Origin of the sequence: Tardiphaga sp. 862_B3_N4_1, assembly GCF_051811085.1 — a bacterium.
Lineage (GTDB): Bacteria > Pseudomonadota > Alphaproteobacteria > Rhizobiales > Xanthobacteraceae > Tardiphaga > Tardiphaga robiniae.
This window is the reverse complement of sequence record NZ_JBPWQB010000001.1, coordinates 1,887,637-1,904,273: the sequence shown is the minus strand read 5'-3', so window position 1 is coordinate 1,904,273 and position 16,637 is coordinate 1,887,637. Positions and strand designations below refer to the sequence as shown.

The following is a 16,637-nucleotide window of genomic DNA, read 5'->3' as shown; positions in this document are numbered from 1 at the left end:
TCAGCCTCTGCCTTACACCACTCGTCAACCCTGCCTGCGTAGAGTGATGCCACGATGAGCACTCACGCCTCGGCCGATCATTACATCGCCTCGCCCGCGGCGCCTCCCGCCGTGGTGACGCTGCAGCGCGCACTGCTGTGGGCGATGGGCTTTGGCGGCGCCATCGTCTTCATCGAGCCGAGCCCCTTCGAGATCGCCACCCTCACCGCGATGGTGGTGTTCTTCGCGTCGGGCCTGCGCATGCGGCTGGTGTTCATGCCGCTGCTGCTCATGCTGTTCCTGGTCAATCTCGGCTACACGATCTGCGCCGCCTATCTGCTCGACAAGGCGCCAATCGTAAACTGGATCCTGACCTCCTGGTACATGGCCATCATGGCGATCTTCGTCGCGCTTGTGATGTCCGAAGACACGCTGGCGCGCATCGACCTCTTGCGCCGCGGCCTGATCGTCGGCGCACTGGTGGCATCGCTGGCCGGCATCCTAGGCTATCTGCACCTGATCCCCGGCGCGGAGATGTTCACGCTCTACGGCCGCGCCGCCGGCACGTTCAAGGATCCCAACGTGCTGGGCGCGTTTCTGGTCCTGCCGGCGCTGTTCTGTCTGCAGAGCGTCGTCAGCGACGGTTTCGGTCGCTCGCTCCGCAGTGCCATCGCGCTCGGCATCATTGCGCTCGCCGTCCTGCTCGCCTTCTCCCGCGCCGCCTGGGGCCTGTTGGCGATCACCTCGGCCTTCATGCTGATGCTGATGGTGCTGACCAGCCAGTCCAACAAACAGCGCTCGCGCATCATCATCATGGCGCTGGCGGCCGTGGCCGTCGTCGCGCTGGTGATCGTGATCCTGCTGCAGTTCGACTTCATCGCCGACATGTTCAAGCAGCGCGCCTCGTTTGATCAGAAATATGACGAAGGCCGCTTCGGCCGTTTCGGCCGGCATGTGCTGGGCGCGCAGATGGCGCTCGATCTGCCCTTCGGCATCGGCCCGCTGCAATTCACGCGCTTCTTTCCGGAAGACACCCATAACTCCTATCTGAACGCCTTCATGTCCGGCGGCTGGATTTCAGGGGTATGCTATCCCGCGCTGGTGTTCATCACCGCTTTGCTCGGCTTCCGCTACATCTTCGTGCGCGTGCCATGGCAGCGCGCCTATCTCGCGGTGTTCGCAGCCTATCTCGGCACGGTCGGCGAGGCCTTCATCATCGACACCGATCACTGGCGCCATTTCTGGATGATGCTCGGAATCATGTGGGGCATGTTCGTCGCCACGCAGCAATATATGGCAACGGCGCAATTGCGTGCGGCGTCCGGACAGCCAGGCAGCGTCTGACAAGCTCAGAAACGAAAACAGCCCCGCTTGCGCGAGGCTGCCTCGTTAAGACGACCGATTGCTGTTAGCGAACGATCACAGTCTTGGTGCGCGAACCGCGGCGATCCCAGCCATGATGGCGGTGACCGTAGTCGCGGCGCACATAGGCGCGGCTCTGGCGATAGCCATGGCCGCGATGGTAGCCACGATCCTGATGGTGATAACCACCGCCGCCGATCTGCACATTGATGCCCTGCGCAGACGCGGGGCCTGCAGGTGCTGCGACATAGAGAACGGCCGCAGCCGCCAGCAAAGCCAGTTTCTTGATCATGACAATTTATTCCTTCCTTTAAAAGTATCGCGGGACAAGCCATTACCGCCCGGAAGGTTCCGCGCGAAATGAAGCACATCGACAAAGGACCCGCGCATGTTCGAGCCGTGCCAGATTCTCTTGTGATTTTCGATGGACATCATCACCACAGGGAACACGCGAGGAACTGAGCCGTTCTCTTTGCATGACACAGCAAGCAAAGAACCGCGCCTTCGACAAACAGCCGAAGCCCGATCAGAAGATTCCGCCGGCCGGCCCGCACGACAAGCCGGAGCTGACCGACGAGACCAAGACGCCAGGCAGCGGCATCTTGCCTGACAAGGATCACAAGGAAGTTGAAGGCCCGACGGGATGACCGCGATTGGTCATCATGTCGTCACGCATCGACGTTAGACATTTATTAACCTTCTCGACTCACTGTGGAGTCAAGGAAGCGCAGACCGGATGTACGTCTGCGTTTGATGGCTCGGAGTTCGCTCCGGGCCATTATCTTTTCTGGACCACCATGAGCTGCGAGATGATCGACGCTGCACGCGCATCTCGCTTTCGGTTGCAACACGTAAAGCGGAACGCCGCTCGCTGATCGAGCAATATTATTCGTTCCCTTATCGCGGCAAAATTTGTGGTCGATATGCCATGAATTGGAACTGAACCTTCAAAACACCGACACGTTGACTTCTCGATACGAAGGAGAAGCAGCATGAAGAAGACAGCACTTATTCTTGCCACCGTCGCTGCCGTCGGCGCGGCGTCGATCGCATCGAAACCCGCAGAGGCCCGTGGCGGTCGCGGCGCCGCGATCGGACTCGGCATTGCAGCCGGCGCATTGGCGGCCGGTGCCTATGGCGCTTACGGCCCCGGTTACGGATATGGTTATGGCCCGCGCCATTACGGCCCGCGTTATGCCTATGGTCCGCGCTACGGTTACGGCGACGGCTACTATGGCGGTCCGCGCTACTATCGCAGCTACGGCTACTACTAACCGCGGCTGACTGAATTGACGAAGGCCCGGAGCATATGCTCCGGGCCTTTTTCGTCACCATCATTCAGCGTTCGCGCGCATCGCTGCTGCGTTGTCGCAAGGGCTTCAGTTACGCAGTGGGCTAGATACCAAACAGCCAAACAGCCGTGATGGTCGCAACCACCGCTAACCCGCTGATGGTCCAGCCACCGTAGTAGCCGATATCATCGTCATGCCGGATCTCCGATGGGCCATCTGCGGTATGCCAGTGACTTGCCATGCGAGCCTCCTGTTTTCAGGATAATCGGCCCGATGACCAAGAGTTCCATTGGCGCAAAAAAGACATGTCGGCGCCACCTGCCTGGCCGCCCTTAGGCGACATCGGATTCGTGGTCACCGGCATCTGTGGCCAAAGAGTCACGACGGCAAGGATTCATTAAGGAGTGCGGCCGGGGCAATTGACGGAACCCGGAGCCGGGAGAAGTCTAATGTTTTCAGCGTAGAGTAGATATTATGTTAGAGATTATTGTCCTCGGCTTCCTTATTTGTGCAGCGGCCTATGTCGGGCTTCTCTGGTTCGCCGGACGGAAAGACGACGTGATTCACGGTGATTTCGTCGAACCGAAATCGTAAGGCTGGCGTCGCGGGCGCTTGATCGAGGCCACCCTATTCAGGCGGCACCGCTCGCGTGCGAGACTACTAATATCTTGAAATGCTTTGAATAAATGGTCGGAGCGAGAGGATTCGAACCTCCGACCCCTAGTCTCCCAGACATATCAGCTAAGCCCTCCCCGTCCCTCAAGCGCCATCATACGCTTCGTTGGACAGGGAAATGTCGCCCCGCATTAGGCTTGGTTTTGCCTGAGCCCTCTACGCTTGTCATTGCCGTGCTTCCCCGGTGCTTCCCGAGGCGCAAATGACAGCTCAGACCATAACCAAGACCCTCGTGGACGGGCTCGAAACCAGGGGCGCCGAATATACCGTCTGGGACGCTAAGCTTACCGGCTTCGGCGTCCGTGTTCGACCAACCGGCGCCAAGACGTTCCTCCTCGTCTATCGCGCCGGCACGGGCCGCACCGCGCCGTTTCGGCGGTACACGATCGGCGCCGTTGGGAAAATCGCACCCGACGCGGCGCGAATTCAGGCCAAGGCGCTCCTCGGCTCGATCGCCAACGGTGCAGATCCGTCATCAGAAAAGCGCGCCAAGCGTCCTAAGACGGAAGATGTTTCGTTCGAGAGGCTCTGCGAACTGTATTTGGACGAGTACGCCAAGCCAAATAAGTCATCTTGGAAGAACGATGAGGGCTACCTGAAGCGGCCACGCGCCGCCTTGGGCCGTTCGCCAGCCAACACCGTAACCGATGATGATATAGCCGACGTACTCGACGAAATCGCCGATGAGGCGCCGGTAAGCGCCAATCGCACCCAATCGGTGCTTCACAAAATGTTCGAATGGGCTCGGCAGCCAGGCCGCAAATACGTCTCAGCCAACCCAATAAGGGGCCTGGAGCGCCGCGGCGGTAAGGAGACGTCCCGGAAGCGGGTTCTTTCGGACGAGGAAATCCGAACGCTTTGGTGGGGTCTCGAAAAGCCAGATGTGCCGTGCGATCGGCAAGTCGGTCTGGCCCTAAAGCTGGTCCTGACAACGATGGTCCGACCTTACCAGGCGGCCGGAGCCCTTCGAGCCGAGCTCCATGGCCTCCGAACTGCCGCGCCGGAATATCATATGCCGCCGCACCGGGTGAAAGGCCGGCGTGAAGTAGTCGTGTCACTATCCCCGCTCGCGCTAGAAGTAATCGACCTGACGAACAGCGAGAACCAAGTACCGGTCTTTCCCTCCAAGTATGGCGAGGAGCCGCAACCGATCAAACGATCGGCACTTTCTCAAGCCCTCAATGACAAACCATCGGAGGGGCGCACCGGTGTTCGGACGTTCTTAGGAATGGAACACTTCACACCGCATGATCTACGGCGGACTGCTGCCACCATCGCGCGGCGTGGCGGAGCTCTCCGCACTGATGTGAAGGCAACACTCGACCACGTCGATGGAGACGTCACTGCGGTTTACGACAAATACGATATGCTTGCAGAAAAGCGGGCCGTGGCAAATATCCTCGCTTCCGAGCTGCGCAAAATTATTAGTGGCAGACCGGACTCAATCGACGCCAAAATAATTCGCGAGCAACTGCCTTACCTGCGAACGGCCGAAATGAGAGAAGCCAGCTAACTACACAGCGTGCACGCATTTGAGTCGTTGCGCTTTACAAGGGTAGATGGCCGGTGCGATGTGCTGCGGCCCCCCCTTGTTTCATAGCAGATCCATGATACTCTTGGTTGGTGCAAAGCTAAGATGATGGCGCTAAGGGCAGCGCCGAGTTTCTCTCATTCCTTGGATAACCGGCTCGCACATCAACGGCCCCCGATCCAAGGGATTATCATGCAGCAATTTCTCGATACCAAGGAAGCCGCTAAGCACGTGCGCCTCTCGACGGCGACACTCGAACGCCTTCGGGTAACCGGTAGCGGCCCACATTTCATCAAGCCGATTCCGACCCGTGTTCTTTACGACGTCGCAGATCTTGACGCCTGGATGCGCGGGCGCCGACAGCTTTCCACCTCGGAAAATCAAGCTGCTTGATTGCGCGCCTTGGCGCGCGCTCCTTCTCGACATCTCTCGTTCGAGCACGTTGGCGTCGTCAACCGCGTGCGGGCTCCCGGACGTAAAAACGGCGGAGGACGCACCGGGTGCGCTCAAGCGTGGCCAACTCAGTCAGAAAAAAACAGCCCCGAAAGGCTGCAGGCCCAACGAGGCTGAAAGTATGTTCCGATGAGTGATAGTAGCACCAATTTCGTGGCTGAGCCAGTAGATACCGATGCAGTCCTTGAACACTTGCGACGGCTTGATGATACAGGGATGCATCAACTGGCTGCGATCGACGCAGATGCAAGGAGCAAAGCATTTGTCTCCTTTACTTTAAACGAAGGAGATCGCGCCAGAGCGTTCCTGCGCGAATATGGCAGCACCCACAACATCTACTATTCAGCAAACGAGGTCCGGCCGGACCTCGGTGACGCTCGTGCCACGAAAGAGGACATCCTGAACATCAGGATGATCGGCGCCGATCTGGACCCGCCGAAGGGCATCATGCTGACTCCCGATGTGCTGGCGGCAGAGCACGCGAAACTGGACGCGATCCGGGAGAAGGTCGAAAAGGAAGATGAAGCCTTCTACTCGTTTGCCGTTAGCTCGGGTGCGGGAATTCAACTCGGCTGGTATCTAAAGGAAAAGGTGCCGGCGGACTGTTTCACCGATGAGGCCGAAAACCTCACGCGCGGCATACTGCGACGTTTGGGTGCACCGGAGTCGACCGCCGACATTACGCGGCTATTGCGAGCGCCGGGTACGTACAATTTTCCGGGCGCTGCGAAGCGCAAACAGGGGCGAACGAGTGTCGTTCCCGCTAAACTACTCGGATACATCGACGACAGTACAACGACCCTAGAAGAGCTGGCAAAATGGGCGCCCCCAGTGCCCCCATCGCGTTCCACCGTCAGCGTCGGGAAGCGAGACCTCGATCTGTCGATCGATATGGCGGCGGTCGACGACGCCACAGCTACCGGTGACGTCCCGGAAGGACTGCGGGCAAAGCTAGATCGCCATATCGCATCTGACGAAAAGCTGAACCGGCTGTGGCACGGCGATAAGTCCGCGCTTGGGGGGTCTGACACGAGCGGGTCCGCCTTCGGCTTTGCACTGGCAGTGCTCCTTCGCCGAACTGGAAATTTCACTCCAACAGAGTACGGGCAACTTCTCGGTATCTGGGAGCACGGCTCAGAAAATATCGACGAGCGTCAGATTGCGCGCGCCTGGGCAAGAAGCAACGCTGCCGCGGCCGCCGAAGAGTTCGAAGAATGCTTTTCTCTTCCACTGAGGTGGGTCGAGCCGTTCGAAGCGTCAACTATTCCGAAGCGCCGCTTTATTATCGGTCGCTTCGCCGCTCGGCATTATCTTTCAGCGCTTATATCGCCGCCGGGCGTTGGCAAAACCACGTTCCTTCTGATGCTGGCAGTTGCCGTAGTCACCGGCCGCTCCGATATCACAGGCTTCAAGATCCACGAACGCACCCGCGTTCTCCTCTGGAACCAAGAGGACGAACACGACGAGCTAAATCGCCGGTTGCTTGCCGTGATGACTGCGTTCGACGTGAAATGGAAGGATCTAGACATCGACGGCAAGCGTGGGCTGATCCTGGGCTCCGGAGTCGATCAGCCGTTCATGATCGCGAAGCGGGACAATGACAGGATCAAGGCGTCACCCGACGCCGCCTATATCGAGGGCCTGATCAAGGACAATGAAATCGGCCTGGCGATTTTTGACCCTTTTGTCGAGCTTCACCCAGCCAACGAGAACGACAACGTGGAGATTGCGACCGTCGCGCGCATGTTCCGCGCCATCGCCGTGCGCGGAGAATGCGCCGTTGTCCTGGCGCATCACACCCGCAAACCGCCAAACGCTGCGAACCGGGAATCCTACGCCGGCGATATGGATGCCGGCCGCGGCGCAGGCTCGCTCAACGGCGTCGCCCGTATGGTTGCGACTCTTTATACTCTGGATGCCGTCACGGCCAAAAAATACGGCCTCTCCGACGCGGAGCACAGGCACTACGTCCGATTTGATGACGGCAAAGCCAACATGTCATTGATCTCTGACGCGCCAACATTCTTCAAACGCGAGGGCGTCATGATCGGTGGGTTTGGCGGGGAGGAGGTCGGCGTCTTACGGCCGGTGACCCTCGGCCGCGTGAAGACGCCGGCCCAGGCAAAAGCGGACGACGACGCGACGATCAAGGAGTCGGTGCGGGCCATGCTCCGCATCACGGACGGGCATACAATGCCGCTACTCGAGATCGTCAAAACCTTGCTCGAAAACAACACCATCGACCTGATGTCGGAAGACACGCTCCGGAAGCGCCTCGATAAGATTTTTGCCGCTCCCCTCGAATACGAGAGCGGCGACATAATCGATCGGGCTACGCGCAGCGTGAAGGGCAAAAATGGTCGTTCTGCCTTCCTCACCCTGAACGTTGCGGAAAAATCGAAATGACTTCCGCAATATTTCCTCCAGCAACGGGTTTTCCATGAAGATCAACAGCTTAAGCCGTTGGACCCGGCATTGCGGAAAAATATTTCGAACTACACTTTCCGCGATCGGTCGAAAGCCCAATTTTCCCAATGAGATGGCTATTGCGGAAAAACCTACCCCTACGGGGGGCGTTGCGCTTTCCGCAAAGCGCCCGCCCGAGGTCCCCAAAGGCGGAGCGAATGCGCGGGCTTGGGCGATCGGCAGGCCTACACTTCACAGCAGCGGGCCGAACCAATGAGCAAACCGAGCAACCCGCCACGTTGGTTCAAAGTCGGCGAGCAGGAATACAGGATCGTTGGCGTCGAAGGCTATTGGCGCGAGGACCGTTATATCGAACTGCATGCCATCGAGGCCGTCTGTGCGCACCCGGGGTGCAGCCGTGTCTTCCGCGCCGCCGCGACCAAGACTGCAATCAACAAGCGCGCGGTAAGACGCCGCTGCGCGTGGCACAAGGCGCCCGGCAGCCCGGTTGGTGATCGGCAGAAGAAGAAAGCTAAGCCGGTGGCTCGCAAGACGCCGGAGAGGCTTCTGCCGCGTCACAAGCGCGATCTGGGGCCGCGGGCACCAAAACCGCCTGAGCGGCCTTCCTATCTCGATTGAAGGGACCTCCGAGTGAAGAACAAAGCATTCTGGCGGATGATATCGGACATGCCGCCGATCGACTGGGCACTCCTTGCAGCGGAGCAGCACGGCTACCGGCACACGCCAGCCACCATCAAACGATTCACGGCGACCAAGAAACGCAATCTGGCGATTAAGCGCAAAGCAAGGGCGAAGGAGAAGCCCCCTCGTCCGCCCGTCCGGCAACGGCTGCGCATCAACTCTGTTGAGGTGCTGCTAGGATCAATGGAAACAGATGCCTGGTACGGGCGGACAGATATCCAGCACTTGTCAGGCCTGAAGCGCGGCACAGTCGCTACGGCAATCCTGAGGGCAGAGAGCTTGGGACTGCTCACGCGAACCAAGAATCCAGCGTGGGAGCGCCAGGGCGGCGCCGAATGCGAATTCCTGTATCAGAAAACGTCGGATGCCGGATCAACTGCCGAACAGACGTCTGAATGCGCCCGCAACGAGCTGGAGCGGGAAAACTGAAGCACAGGATCTCGAAACGCTGAATAAGGCCAGCGCCACAACAAACTAAGTCACCACCAACGCCCTTCACTGCTAAACGAGCGTCGGTCTCAAGTTAAAACGCGACAAATGCGACATCTACCTCAGGATGAGCTTGCCGCGGTGCTGGTTGCGCGGCGATCTCCTCGCCGTCGTAGCTGGGGGACCGGAATATGCCTCGAGGTCAATTCTACACCGTCTTTACGATGGGCTTCGCGACAGCACTTGGCCTGTTCGGGATCATCGCCGCTATCGGGTGCTGGTACTGGCCCGCGCCCGCCGCGTGGGCTTCCATGGCGATCGGAGCACCAGGCCGCCCGGCCACATGGCTCACGCCATCGATCTTCTCGGCGATAGTGGCGGCTTCTGGCGTATTCGCCGGCTACTGGATCGTGCAGATGCAACAGGCGATCGTCCATTGGTCCGGAGATCGAGAGATCGCCCGGCTCAATGCTGAATACCGCGTACTCGCGCAGCAGGTAGGCACCGAAAGAGCTGACGAGATAATGAAGGAGCAAGCCCTCGCCATGCTCGGTGGCGAGGCGGGCCACTTCAATTTGTTCGGTAAGAACGAGATGGTTCACGCGATGCGCGCCGGCGGAGTTTTGCCGCGGCAATAGTCCCCTAAATCGACACAGCCGGCGCAGAATAAGCGTTTCTAGTGTTTGAGTCCTCGGAACAGAGAAGAAACATATCAGCAACGGCCTACGCATCGCCGTCGATTTGAGTTCTCTGCCCAGTGAGCGCGGGTATGCGACATCCGCGACATGCCCAGCGCTGGAGATCCCGCGAATCACTCCCTGCGCGATTTCAAAATGCGAGTGGAGAAGGTTGTAACTATACAAACCAGACAATTGCGATGCGAAGGCTCATTTCCAACGTATTTGAGAGTGCCATCGATTAGCGAAATCACTCACAATACCCGACAAACTCGCTCTCTTGACCGACATCCTTCTCTTTGATCCGTTTCCCGATCAAAGCGAAGGAGCGGACAATGCGCGATGACCGAAGAATGTCTCCCGAGGAAATTTTGCACGAATTCGGGATATCGCCATACGTCATCAAGCTCTGGGATAAGCGAGGGCTGCTGTCGCCCACCCAGGTAGGTTCTCGCGGCAACCGCTACGACGGTCGCGAAGTGCAAATGGTCAGAGACCGTGAAGGCTTTCCGAGGGACCCGTTGCTGCGGCCTGAACCCAGACCAGGGCCCGTTGAGAGTTCGCTTGTGCCCGTGGAGACTGATCAGCAACCGAGGCGCGTGATGAAGGTGCGTGGCCTTGGTCCGCTCAACCTATCAGCCCAAATAGTGGCGGCCAAAGCTGCCGCTGGCCCGGATAAAGGTTCGATCGAGCAGCTTAATGCTCTGCTCGACGATGCTCTGCGAAATCTCATCGGCGTTGATCGCCAGGCGCTTTCAGTTGAATTGCATCAGCGCCGCGAGCATAAGGTCGCAGCGTTCCTCGGCATATCTGTTCAGCGTCTGCAACAAATCTGTACCCTGTATGACGTGCACCGCCCTGACGAAGAATACTGGGCGACGCCACCTGAGCTTAGAATCGTGCCCATCGCTCCGACAAACGACTATCCGTTCGAGGGACGGCTCGGGCCCGGCGTCCCGATTTCCGACGATGTGGAGTGATCGCCTCATAACATCGACAGACGCTATCGGAGTGCTCGGATTCCATCACGAGCATTTCAAGGCGCTCGTCGAAATCGGATTTTTGGCGGCAGTGGCTTACGGCGATGATGGCCAGCCGAGGTTCAGCAAAAATCAGGTGGAAGACCTGAGGCGCGATCCCTCGAAATACGAGCAACTGCGTGCGGTGATTTCAGACAACTTCGGAAGGTTCGGCGCTCGCCGGGGAAGTCGGGACCGAGTCAAAGAGCGCCCTACTCCACACTATCCATACGACACACCTGGCCAAGCCGCATGGGCGCGCCGGCGACAGGAGCTTGCGTCACGCCTCTGGCGGTGTCGGGAGGCGCGGCGGGAGATTGACGCGGTCATGCGCGTTTACGAGCGGGCCGCGCGGCAGGTGTTTAACGATACCTGCTACTTCGATCCGGACGCGCGGGTCCGCGCTGCGGCGAAAATTACACGCGAGCAGCTCTACGACCTCATCTGGCTCAAACCCATGGACCCGGCGGCGACGGAGGTCGGCATGACGGAGACACCGCTTCGGCAGCTCTGTTATGAATGCTGCATCCCAACGCCGCCGCGCGGGTACTTCAATTTCCAAGACCCGGTCGACCGCCCTCCCCGCACGCCACTCCCGGCGTTTCCGGAGAGGCGCTAAAATAATGGCCCGGGCATGCCCCCTTGATCTCGCCCCCTGGTTGGGCTTGGATCACCGCTGGTCTGGGGAGATCCACAATATGCGTGTTTTCTATATCGTGGCGCTTGGCGCCGCGCTCTCGGGTTGCGTCACCAACAACGAGACGGTTCAGTTCAAAAGCTCTAATCCTAACCAGCAAACGATGATGCGCGATGGGCAATCCGCTCTCGTCTCGCGTCAGAAGAGTTCGGTCGTCCTGGTTCGACCCGCAGCTCGCCAGCTCCAGGCCAATGGCCGGCCCGTCTTCGTGGTCGGGATCAACAATCTCGGCCGCGGCCCAATCGACTTCCGCGTTGCTCAGGTCGAAGCAAACCAGCATGTCGGCGCATCTGATTTCCAGATGCAGGTCGTCACCTTCGAAATGCTGCAGCAGGAAGAAAAGAACCGCCAAGTCGCCGCGGCGATCCTCACTGGCGTCGCCGGCGCAGCGAACGCTTACAGCGCCTCGCGCGCTGGCCACGGCTCCTATACGACGCCCAGCGGCCGGACAGGCACATTCTACAGCCCAACGGCCGCCGCGATCGCACAGGGCAATGCTGCCGCTCAAAACGAAGCCATGGTTGCTTCGACAATCGAGCAAGGTCAGCGCAACATGGCACAGCTTGAGCAAGCCGTCATAAAGGACAACACCCTCCTGCCTGGCGAGTGGTATGGCGGGCAACTGCATCTGGCCCCGCCGACGGATCAGGCCGGTGGCCAGAAATCATACACCATCATCATAACGGTCGGATCAGACCGCCACGTTGTGGAGGTCGCGCAAGGACCGGCAGGCGCATAAGAACGGAGGCATTCGTGAGGTTGTTCATCACAACCTTCGCTTTGGGGCTGGCTTTCGCGCCGGTCGACGCGGCTCGTAAATGGGAGTGCAGGTAAACCGTGATCAAGCTCTGCTTCGCCCTCGCGCTTTCAATCTGGTCGATCGGTGTCCAGGCGGAAACGGTCGACGTGATGTATCGAGGTGCCGTCGATCTCACGCCGTTCCGCTGCACCGACACTCCCCGCAGCAGTTTCGTCGAGCGGGTGTGCTACGATAAGCCAAATCAGTACATGATTATTCGGCTCAAGAGCATCTACTATCACTATTGCGAAATGCCCGAGCCGACCCTCAACGCGCTCCTGGCAGCGAGCTCGATGGGCCAGTACTTCAACGCGAACATCAAAGGCACCGGTAAAGACGGCCCGTTCGATTGCCGGACAGACGCGATAAAACGAGCGATCAATCGATGAAGGCATAGATTACCTCGCGCGACAGAAGCGGAAATCCTAAGGAAACGGCGGCCCATACCCCACCCCTGGGCGGGGGCCGCACCACCGGAGCGCAAACGTCGCAGGGCCGCCCGACTAAATTTCTACTTTTTGAAAAGTCGGGGTTGGCTTTTTGCCTTTTTCGAACGCACGCCCACGTTTTGGTGTTGGTCGATCCAGCACTGCCGTCGGTGCCATGTTGTGGGGTGAACTGCCCCCACTGACCGCCGAGTGTCCGGTACAATGACTTCGAGGCTCTGACCAAACTGGTAGGCCAGCGCAGAACTCGTCTTAAAATGGAACGTGCCCGAAAATCGGAGGGAGCACCCATGAAAGCACTGTTATCAGTTCCGATAGTCGCAGCTCTCACATGCTTCACCTTGCCCGCTGGAGCAGCAGAGCCGCTCAAACAGCAACTGGTAGGCACTTGGAGCGTCATTTCATTTGTAAACGAGAATGAAAGGACCGGGAAAACAACTAAGGTATTTGGTTCTGATCCGAAAGGATATTTCATGTTCGACGCAGGGGGGCACTTCTCAATCAATCTCATCCGTGCGCGACGACCAAAATTCGGCAACCGCGACTTTCCGACGACCGGCGAAGGCAGAGCCGCTCTGGAGGGAATGATCGTGATGTTTGGCGACTATAAGGTCAATGAAGCTGACAATTCATTATCGTTGCACATTATCGGCGGCAGCTTTCCCGCATGGGACAACACGAATAAGAAGCGTTTCATCGCGATCAGCAACGATGAGCTAACGTACAAGAATCCGACACCGGCAACTGGCGGGGGTACTGCTGTGGTGACTCTGAAACGCGCGACAGGCGTAACTGAGTGATCTTTCCTGACCCTGGCAATATGCTCTTGATGTGTGAGTGCGCATCCGCTTCGTTACGGAATGCGCGGGCTTTCAATGACGATAGCGGCGGTGACGGCTGGGGCATTGATTGCGACCGCAGTATTCCTGCTGTCTGTCGCGTGGCTCTAGAGACCTAACCGGCATGCCGACCAGGGAATTCACCTTGTGGCTTCCACCTCTCGCGTGCGCTGTCGTTTGCGCGTCGGACGTATTTTCTAAGGTCGATACGCATCGCCCGATGAAGTCGGGCCGGTACTGCCTACGCTTGCGAACAAATTGCGCTCGGAGGCGACGTATTAACCGACGTCGCCTTCGAGATGCCGGACCAATTTTTCACGACGCTTGAACAGAACCTGCAAGGCCTTGCGGCCACAAAGTTGCACGGGACGTCGACAGAGAGACCGACGGCCGGCGCCTCAAACGCGACGGAAGGCTATAGCGCGAGCAACAGATCTCGGACGGGTCCTTATCGCACCGCCATCATTCCCACTGTGCACTATCCATTCGCCGTTCGATGCCTGCCCCGTAATGATGCCAACGTGATGCGGCCATACGACGACCACTCCGATGCCTGGGCCTCCGGCATTCATACCCGTTCGAGCCCACTCGCGAGCTAGCGCAAGACGTCGATCAGATTGACCAAGATACTTGCTAAGATACGTTCCGCACCACGCTCGGGCTCTATGTTGATTTCCTTTTCGGGCTTCCGCTGAAGAAGTGATGAAAATAATGGCGCAAGCCAACAATGCGACTCTCGACATAATCAACTCCATAGAAATGGACGACTACTGACAAAGCCGTCTGCAAACCTACGGTGCGAACTTCAGTTCCTTCTTTCTCGCTTCAATTGATCCGAACGGTGCCGAAGGAAAGACGCGTGGTAACCAGACACATTTACTATCGAATTCGAATGCGCATTCGTGCACTCGAACTCACCGGTACCAAAAAGGGCGACGTCTGTCGCAGCTTGGTTGGCCCCGCTGCCAGCGAGACAGCCCCTCCCTCGGTCATGGAATAGGAGCATTGATGCGTCCGTCTGCGTGGGCCTTCATCGCATCGTTGTTTTGGCTGGCCGTCGCAGGCTGGAATTACTGGTGCCTATCGATCGAAACTCAGCAAAAGGGCGATCTTTTTTGGCTGCAACAATGGCAAGCAGACCGCGCCATTACCCTTATCTTTATCTGCGTGTTCACGCTTACATCACTCGTTTCTTATGTAATGCTTTGGAGATCACAAGCGGCGGATTTGTCCGCTGAGCGCCGCCGCAGATCGCACTCCAGCGCTTCCGAATAAGGAACGGGATAACCGATGACGCAGGGTCAAGGGGATCTGATCATCTGGATGATCGTCATCGTCTATCTCGGGGTGGCGCTATTTCCCGGCTTGTTTCTGGGCGGCATGATCGGCGTATTTGTTGAAGACGGTCAGACGGGTTTCCTCACCTCTATAGTTTCCAGTCCAATCTGCGCCGGCTTATTTTATTTTTTTACCACCAAACAGGAAAGGACGTTCCAAATCTATGGAAGCATGGCGGCTGCACTAACAGCGACGACTCTGGTCGGCTTCTGGCTCGGCAGGAAGATTCGTGGATGATCAACGGCGACGCCTGGTGCGAGCCGCCCCGCCATCCGCTAAAAGGGCGGGATACAGCAGCAGGCGAGAAGCGCCCTGCTATTATGCTTCAACAGCTAACCTCGCTGGCAGCACGAAGATGACGATGCAGCGAGAACCAAATATTGCAAGGGGTGTAAAAGCCTTTGAGGGCCTTTTTGGCTGCCTGGGGATCGCGCTCTTTGCGGTGCTGTTCTTTTCAGCGACCTATTCGGTCTGGCATGTCGTGGTGCTCGATCCGAGGAAGCGTGTCCCGGCATATCTCCAGGTATCGAAGGTTCTCTACGTCAAGGAGGAGAGTTGGGGCTTTGGTCCCGGCGGGAACGAGACAGGTCTCCTCGTCTATGAACTTCCCGCTGATGTCGCTGCGACGATCGCCAGCAAGGGGCTGCCGTTCCTCAATGACAATGACAATGCGCTGAAAGCGCGCCAGCAACTGGTTCCGAATTTCGATTGGTACCCGACGCCCGTCGTGCCCAACTCCGGATGGAAAGGCGACGGCCGCACGCCCGCTTCGATCAATTTGTTCCTCAACCGATACGGCTTTGGACTAGATTTCGATCAACGCTTCATCGCGATGGCCGATCAGGCCAAGAACGCGCCCGGCAACTTCTATAGCTACGGCTCCGGCGGCCGATTGCTGGTCGTGTCGCGAGCGCTTCGCAAGGTGATCTTCGCCTATTCGGGATAGTCTCCGTGGCGCCCTCCCCGCCATCGGGGAAAATGGAATATGGTCTTTACTGAATTCAGTGGCTTACTTGGAATCTGCGAGTGGCGATGACGAACCCGCGAATAGCCTTAGCGTGTTTAATTCTCGTGGTTTTGATGGCCGCCTTTTTCGTGGCAGATGCGTACAATGACTGCCGACAGCAGCATGGGCCGAACTATAAGTGCTTCCCCGGAGGCCGGCACCTTGTTCGATAGCTGGCTGGATTAGATCGTGAACATGCTCGGCGTTCGTATACTACTTCTGACCACCGGATCGGTTGTAGCCCTTTGCGCTCTTGGATCATTGGCTTACGTGACGATCCGTGCGGCTAACCCTATCCTCCTTTTGCTTTTCGTGATCGCTGCTCCACCGCTCCTTATGCTTGGTCTTGGCTTCCTTAAAGCCGCCAGAGCGCTTTACCGAAAACGACCGAGTCAGTGAGAACAGAATGCAGGGACGAGTGCGCTCCTGGAATAGGATGGAAAACAATGCGCACATCGGCGGTCATCGCTGCTATCTCCGGGCTCGCGACGCTATGGTCTGGCTATTGCTTCTTCGTCACTTCGACCGGCCTCGACAAGGCTGCTCGCATACGTGCAAATCCTAACGGAGATGTGGTTTGGCTCGAACGATGGGAGGCTAACCGCGAAGCGAGCCTCATCTGCGGAATTGTCTTCTTCCTGATCTTCGTTTGGGCCTTTGCCGTGCTTTACAAGGCGCAGCGCGACGAGATCCACCCCTCCCGCACTGACGAATAACGATCAGTTAGAAGCGCGCTCGACAACTTCGACGATCGCGTGAGGAAGGACCTGAGGCGTGGCCTTTGTCCAACGGATGGCCTCTGCGGGGTTTGCTGTCATCAGATCGAAGTGCCAAACCAGTGGCTCCTTGCCCGATGGCATTGGTGTGGTGACGCGAACCGTGGTCGTCTGCATTCCAGTCTCCGAATCTGTTGATACGCAGACTTTAGCGTTGCATTTGCGAATCAGGAATACGTTCAGGGCCCATGACGCCACGTTGGACACGCGC

Annotated in this window: 21 protein-coding genes; 18 read left to right on the top strand and 3 right to left on the bottom strand. The window is 58.2% G+C overall.

The genetic code is table 11. The features are described from left to right. The first annotated feature begins 54 nt into the window (after nucleotides 1-54). The gene (locus AB8B02_RS08860) at nucleotides 55-1,323 is read left to right on the top strand and encodes an O-antigen ligase family protein (RefSeq protein ID WP_439063741.1); all 1,269 of its coding nucleotides are present in this window, start codon (nucleotides 55-57) and stop codon (nucleotides 1,321-1,323) included. Nucleotides 1,324-1,387: 64 nt separating this feature from the next. Here AB8B02_RS08860 and AB8B02_RS08855 read toward each other — a convergent pair whose 3' ends face one another. Next, the gene (locus AB8B02_RS08855) at nucleotides 1,388-1,633 is read right to left on the bottom strand and encodes a hypothetical protein (RefSeq protein ID WP_089264595.1); all 246 of its coding nucleotides are present in this window, start codon (nucleotides 1,631-1,633) and stop codon (nucleotides 1,388-1,390) included. A 184-nt stretch (nucleotides 1,634-1,817) separates the two neighbouring features. Here AB8B02_RS08855 and AB8B02_RS08850 point away from each other — a divergent pair, with 184 nt between their 5' ends. Together AB8B02_RS08850 and AB8B02_RS08845 are read left to right on the top strand one after the other, a co-directional pair. Beyond that, nucleotides 1,818-1,988, top strand: a complete 171-nt coding sequence (locus tag AB8B02_RS08850) for a hypothetical protein (RefSeq protein ID WP_439063740.1) — start codon at nucleotides 1,818-1,820, stop codon at nucleotides 1,986-1,988. Between the two features lie 345 nt (nucleotides 1,989-2,333). Next, on the top strand, nucleotides 2,334-2,615 hold the full coding sequence (locus AB8B02_RS08845; protein WP_184516113.1) for a hypothetical protein: 282 nt from the start codon (nucleotides 2,334-2,336) through the stop codon (nucleotides 2,613-2,615). 121 nt (nucleotides 2,616-2,736) lie between these two features. On the opposite strand, the gene AB8B02_RS08840 is transcribed toward AB8B02_RS08845, so the two are convergent. Next, on the bottom strand, nucleotides 2,737-2,874 hold the full coding sequence (locus AB8B02_RS08840) for a hypothetical protein (RefSeq protein WP_165826964.1): 138 nt from the start codon (nucleotides 2,872-2,874) through the stop codon (nucleotides 2,737-2,739). Nucleotides 2,875-3,510: 636 nt separating this feature from the next. Here AB8B02_RS08840 and AB8B02_RS08835 point away from each other — a divergent pair. The 15 genes from AB8B02_RS08835 to AB8B02_RS08765 all read left to right on the top strand — a co-directional run bounded on the left by AB8B02_RS08835 (nucleotide 3,511) and on the right by AB8B02_RS08765 (nucleotide 16,366). Then, nucleotides 3,511-4,821: a tyrosine-type recombinase/integrase gene (locus AB8B02_RS08835; RefSeq protein ID WP_439063739.1), complete on the top strand. Its 1,311-nt coding sequence runs from the start codon at nucleotides 3,511-3,513 to the stop codon at nucleotides 4,819-4,821. 210 nt (nucleotides 4,822-5,031) lie between these two features. After that, nucleotides 5,032-5,232, top strand: coding sequence for a helix-turn-helix domain-containing protein (locus tag AB8B02_RS08830; RefSeq protein WP_092144488.1), 201 nt, complete (start codon nucleotides 5,032-5,034; stop codon nucleotides 5,230-5,232). A gap of 189 nt (nucleotides 5,233-5,421) precedes the next feature. Then, complete coding sequence (locus tag AB8B02_RS08825) at nucleotides 5,422-7,698, top strand: AAA family ATPase (protein ID WP_439063738.1); 2,277 nt, start codon at nucleotides 5,422-5,424, stop codon at nucleotides 7,696-7,698. 228 nt (nucleotides 7,699-7,926) lie between these two features. Beyond that, complete coding sequence (locus AB8B02_RS08820; protein WP_439063737.1) at nucleotides 7,927-8,337, top strand: hypothetical protein; 411 nt, start codon at nucleotides 7,927-7,929, stop codon at nucleotides 8,335-8,337. A 12-nt stretch (nucleotides 8,338-8,349) separates the two neighbouring features. Next, nucleotides 8,350-8,829: a hypothetical protein gene (locus AB8B02_RS08815; RefSeq protein ID WP_439063736.1), complete on the top strand. Its 480-nt coding sequence runs from the start codon at nucleotides 8,350-8,352 to the stop codon at nucleotides 8,827-8,829. Between the two features lie 191 nt (nucleotides 8,830-9,020). Continuing rightward, nucleotides 9,021-9,467 (top strand): hypothetical protein, encoded by a 447-nt coding sequence (locus AB8B02_RS08810; RefSeq protein WP_439063735.1) that lies wholly within the window; start codon nucleotides 9,021-9,023, stop codon nucleotides 9,465-9,467. 374 nt (nucleotides 9,468-9,841) lie between these two features. Continuing rightward, nucleotides 9,842-10,486: a MerR family transcriptional regulator gene (locus AB8B02_RS08805; protein ID WP_439063734.1), complete on the top strand. Its 645-nt coding sequence runs from the start codon at nucleotides 9,842-9,844 to the stop codon at nucleotides 10,484-10,486. Nucleotides 10,487-10,517: 31 nt separating this feature from the next. Then, nucleotides 10,518-11,144, top strand: coding sequence for a hypothetical protein (locus AB8B02_RS08800; RefSeq protein ID WP_439063733.1), 627 nt, complete (start codon nucleotides 10,518-10,520; stop codon nucleotides 11,142-11,144). Between the two features lie 46 nt (nucleotides 11,145-11,190). Continuing rightward, on the top strand, nucleotides 11,191-11,961 hold the full coding sequence (locus AB8B02_RS08795; protein WP_439063732.1) for a hypothetical protein: 771 nt from the start codon (nucleotides 11,191-11,193) through the stop codon (nucleotides 11,959-11,961). 98 nt (nucleotides 11,962-12,059) lie between these two features. Further along, nucleotides 12,060-12,410 carry a KTSC domain-containing protein gene (locus AB8B02_RS08790; protein ID WP_439063731.1) on the top strand — a complete coding sequence of 117 codons (351 nt, stop codon included), beginning with the start codon at nucleotides 12,060-12,062 and terminating at the stop codon, nucleotides 12,408-12,410. Nucleotides 12,411-12,757: 347 nt separating this feature from the next. Then, entirely contained in the window at nucleotides 12,758-13,267 is a 510-nt protein-coding gene (locus AB8B02_RS08785) for a lipocalin-like domain-containing protein (RefSeq protein ID WP_439063730.1), read from the top strand. 1,047 nt (nucleotides 13,268-14,314) lie between these two features. Continuing rightward, a complete protein-coding gene (locus AB8B02_RS08780; protein ID WP_439063729.1) occupies nucleotides 14,315-14,581 on the top strand; it encodes a hypothetical protein in 267 nt (88 codons plus the stop codon). Between the two features lie 15 nt (nucleotides 14,582-14,596). Then, nucleotides 14,597-14,881, top strand: coding sequence for a hypothetical protein (locus AB8B02_RS08775; RefSeq protein ID WP_439063728.1), 285 nt, complete (start codon nucleotides 14,597-14,599; stop codon nucleotides 14,879-14,881). After that, nucleotides 14,874-15,590, top strand: coding sequence for a hypothetical protein (locus AB8B02_RS08770; RefSeq protein WP_439063727.1), 717 nt, complete (start codon nucleotides 14,874-14,876; stop codon nucleotides 15,588-15,590). Before AB8B02_RS08775 ends, AB8B02_RS08770 begins: the two co-directional genes overlap by 8 nt. 506 nt (nucleotides 15,591-16,096) lie before the next feature. Beyond that, on the top strand, nucleotides 16,097-16,366 hold the full coding sequence (locus tag AB8B02_RS08765) for a hypothetical protein (protein WP_439063726.1): 270 nt from the start codon (nucleotides 16,097-16,099) through the stop codon (nucleotides 16,364-16,366). Between the two features lie 3 nt (nucleotides 16,367-16,369). Here the strand turns inward: AB8B02_RS08765 and AB8B02_RS08760 are convergent, their stop codons facing one another. After that, nucleotides 16,370-16,543 (bottom strand): hypothetical protein, encoded by a 174-nt coding sequence (locus tag AB8B02_RS08760; RefSeq protein ID WP_439063725.1) that lies wholly within the window; start codon nucleotides 16,541-16,543, stop codon nucleotides 16,370-16,372. Nucleotides 16,544-16,637 lie beyond the last annotated feature (94 nt).

Excerpts from the sequence above, each read along its gene's own strand:
- AB8B02_RS08860 (WP_439063741.1), top strand. The coding sequence starts at position 55 with ATGAGCACTCACGCCTCGGCCGATCATTACATCGCCTCGCCCGCGGCG.
- AB8B02_RS08855 (WP_089264595.1), bottom strand. The coding sequence starts at position 1,633 with ATGATCAAGAAACTGGCTTTGCTGGCGGCTGCGGCCGTTCTCTATGTC.
- AB8B02_RS08850 (WP_439063740.1), top strand. The coding sequence starts at position 1,818 with ATGACACAGCAAGCAAAGAACCGCGCCTTCGACAAACAGCCGAAGCCC.
- AB8B02_RS08845 (WP_184516113.1), top strand. The coding sequence starts at position 2,334 with ATGAAGAAGACAGCACTTATTCTTGCCACCGTCGCTGCCGTCGGCGCG.
- AB8B02_RS08840 (WP_165826964.1), bottom strand. The coding sequence starts at position 2,874 with ATGGCAAGTCACTGGCATACCGCAGATGGCCCATCGGAGATCCGGCAT.
- AB8B02_RS08835 (WP_439063739.1), top strand. The coding sequence starts at position 3,511 with ATGACAGCTCAGACCATAACCAAGACCCTCGTGGACGGGCTCGAAACC.
- AB8B02_RS08830 (WP_092144488.1), top strand. The coding sequence starts at position 5,032 with ATGCAGCAATTTCTCGATACCAAGGAAGCCGCTAAGCACGTGCGCCTC.
- AB8B02_RS08825 (WP_439063738.1), top strand. The coding sequence starts at position 5,422 with ATGAGTGATAGTAGCACCAATTTCGTGGCTGAGCCAGTAGATACCGAT.
- AB8B02_RS08810 (WP_439063735.1), top strand. The coding sequence starts at position 9,021 with ATGCCTCGAGGTCAATTCTACACCGTCTTTACGATGGGCTTCGCGACA.
- AB8B02_RS08805 (WP_439063734.1), top strand. The coding sequence starts at position 9,842 with ATGCGCGATGACCGAAGAATGTCTCCCGAGGAAATTTTGCACGAATTC.
- AB8B02_RS08785 (WP_439063730.1), top strand. The coding sequence starts at position 12,758 with ATGAAAGCACTGTTATCAGTTCCGATAGTCGCAGCTCTCACATGCTTC.
- AB8B02_RS08780 (WP_439063729.1), top strand. The coding sequence starts at position 14,315 with ATGCGTCCGTCTGCGTGGGCCTTCATCGCATCGTTGTTTTGGCTGGCC.
- AB8B02_RS08775 (WP_439063728.1), top strand. The coding sequence starts at position 14,597 with ATGACGCAGGGTCAAGGGGATCTGATCATCTGGATGATCGTCATCGTC.
- AB8B02_RS08765 (WP_439063726.1), top strand. The coding sequence starts at position 16,097 with ATGCGCACATCGGCGGTCATCGCTGCTATCTCCGGGCTCGCGACGCTA.
- AB8B02_RS08760 (WP_439063725.1), bottom strand. The coding sequence starts at position 16,543 with ATGCAGACGACCACGGTTCGCGTCACCACACCAATGCCATCGGGCAAG.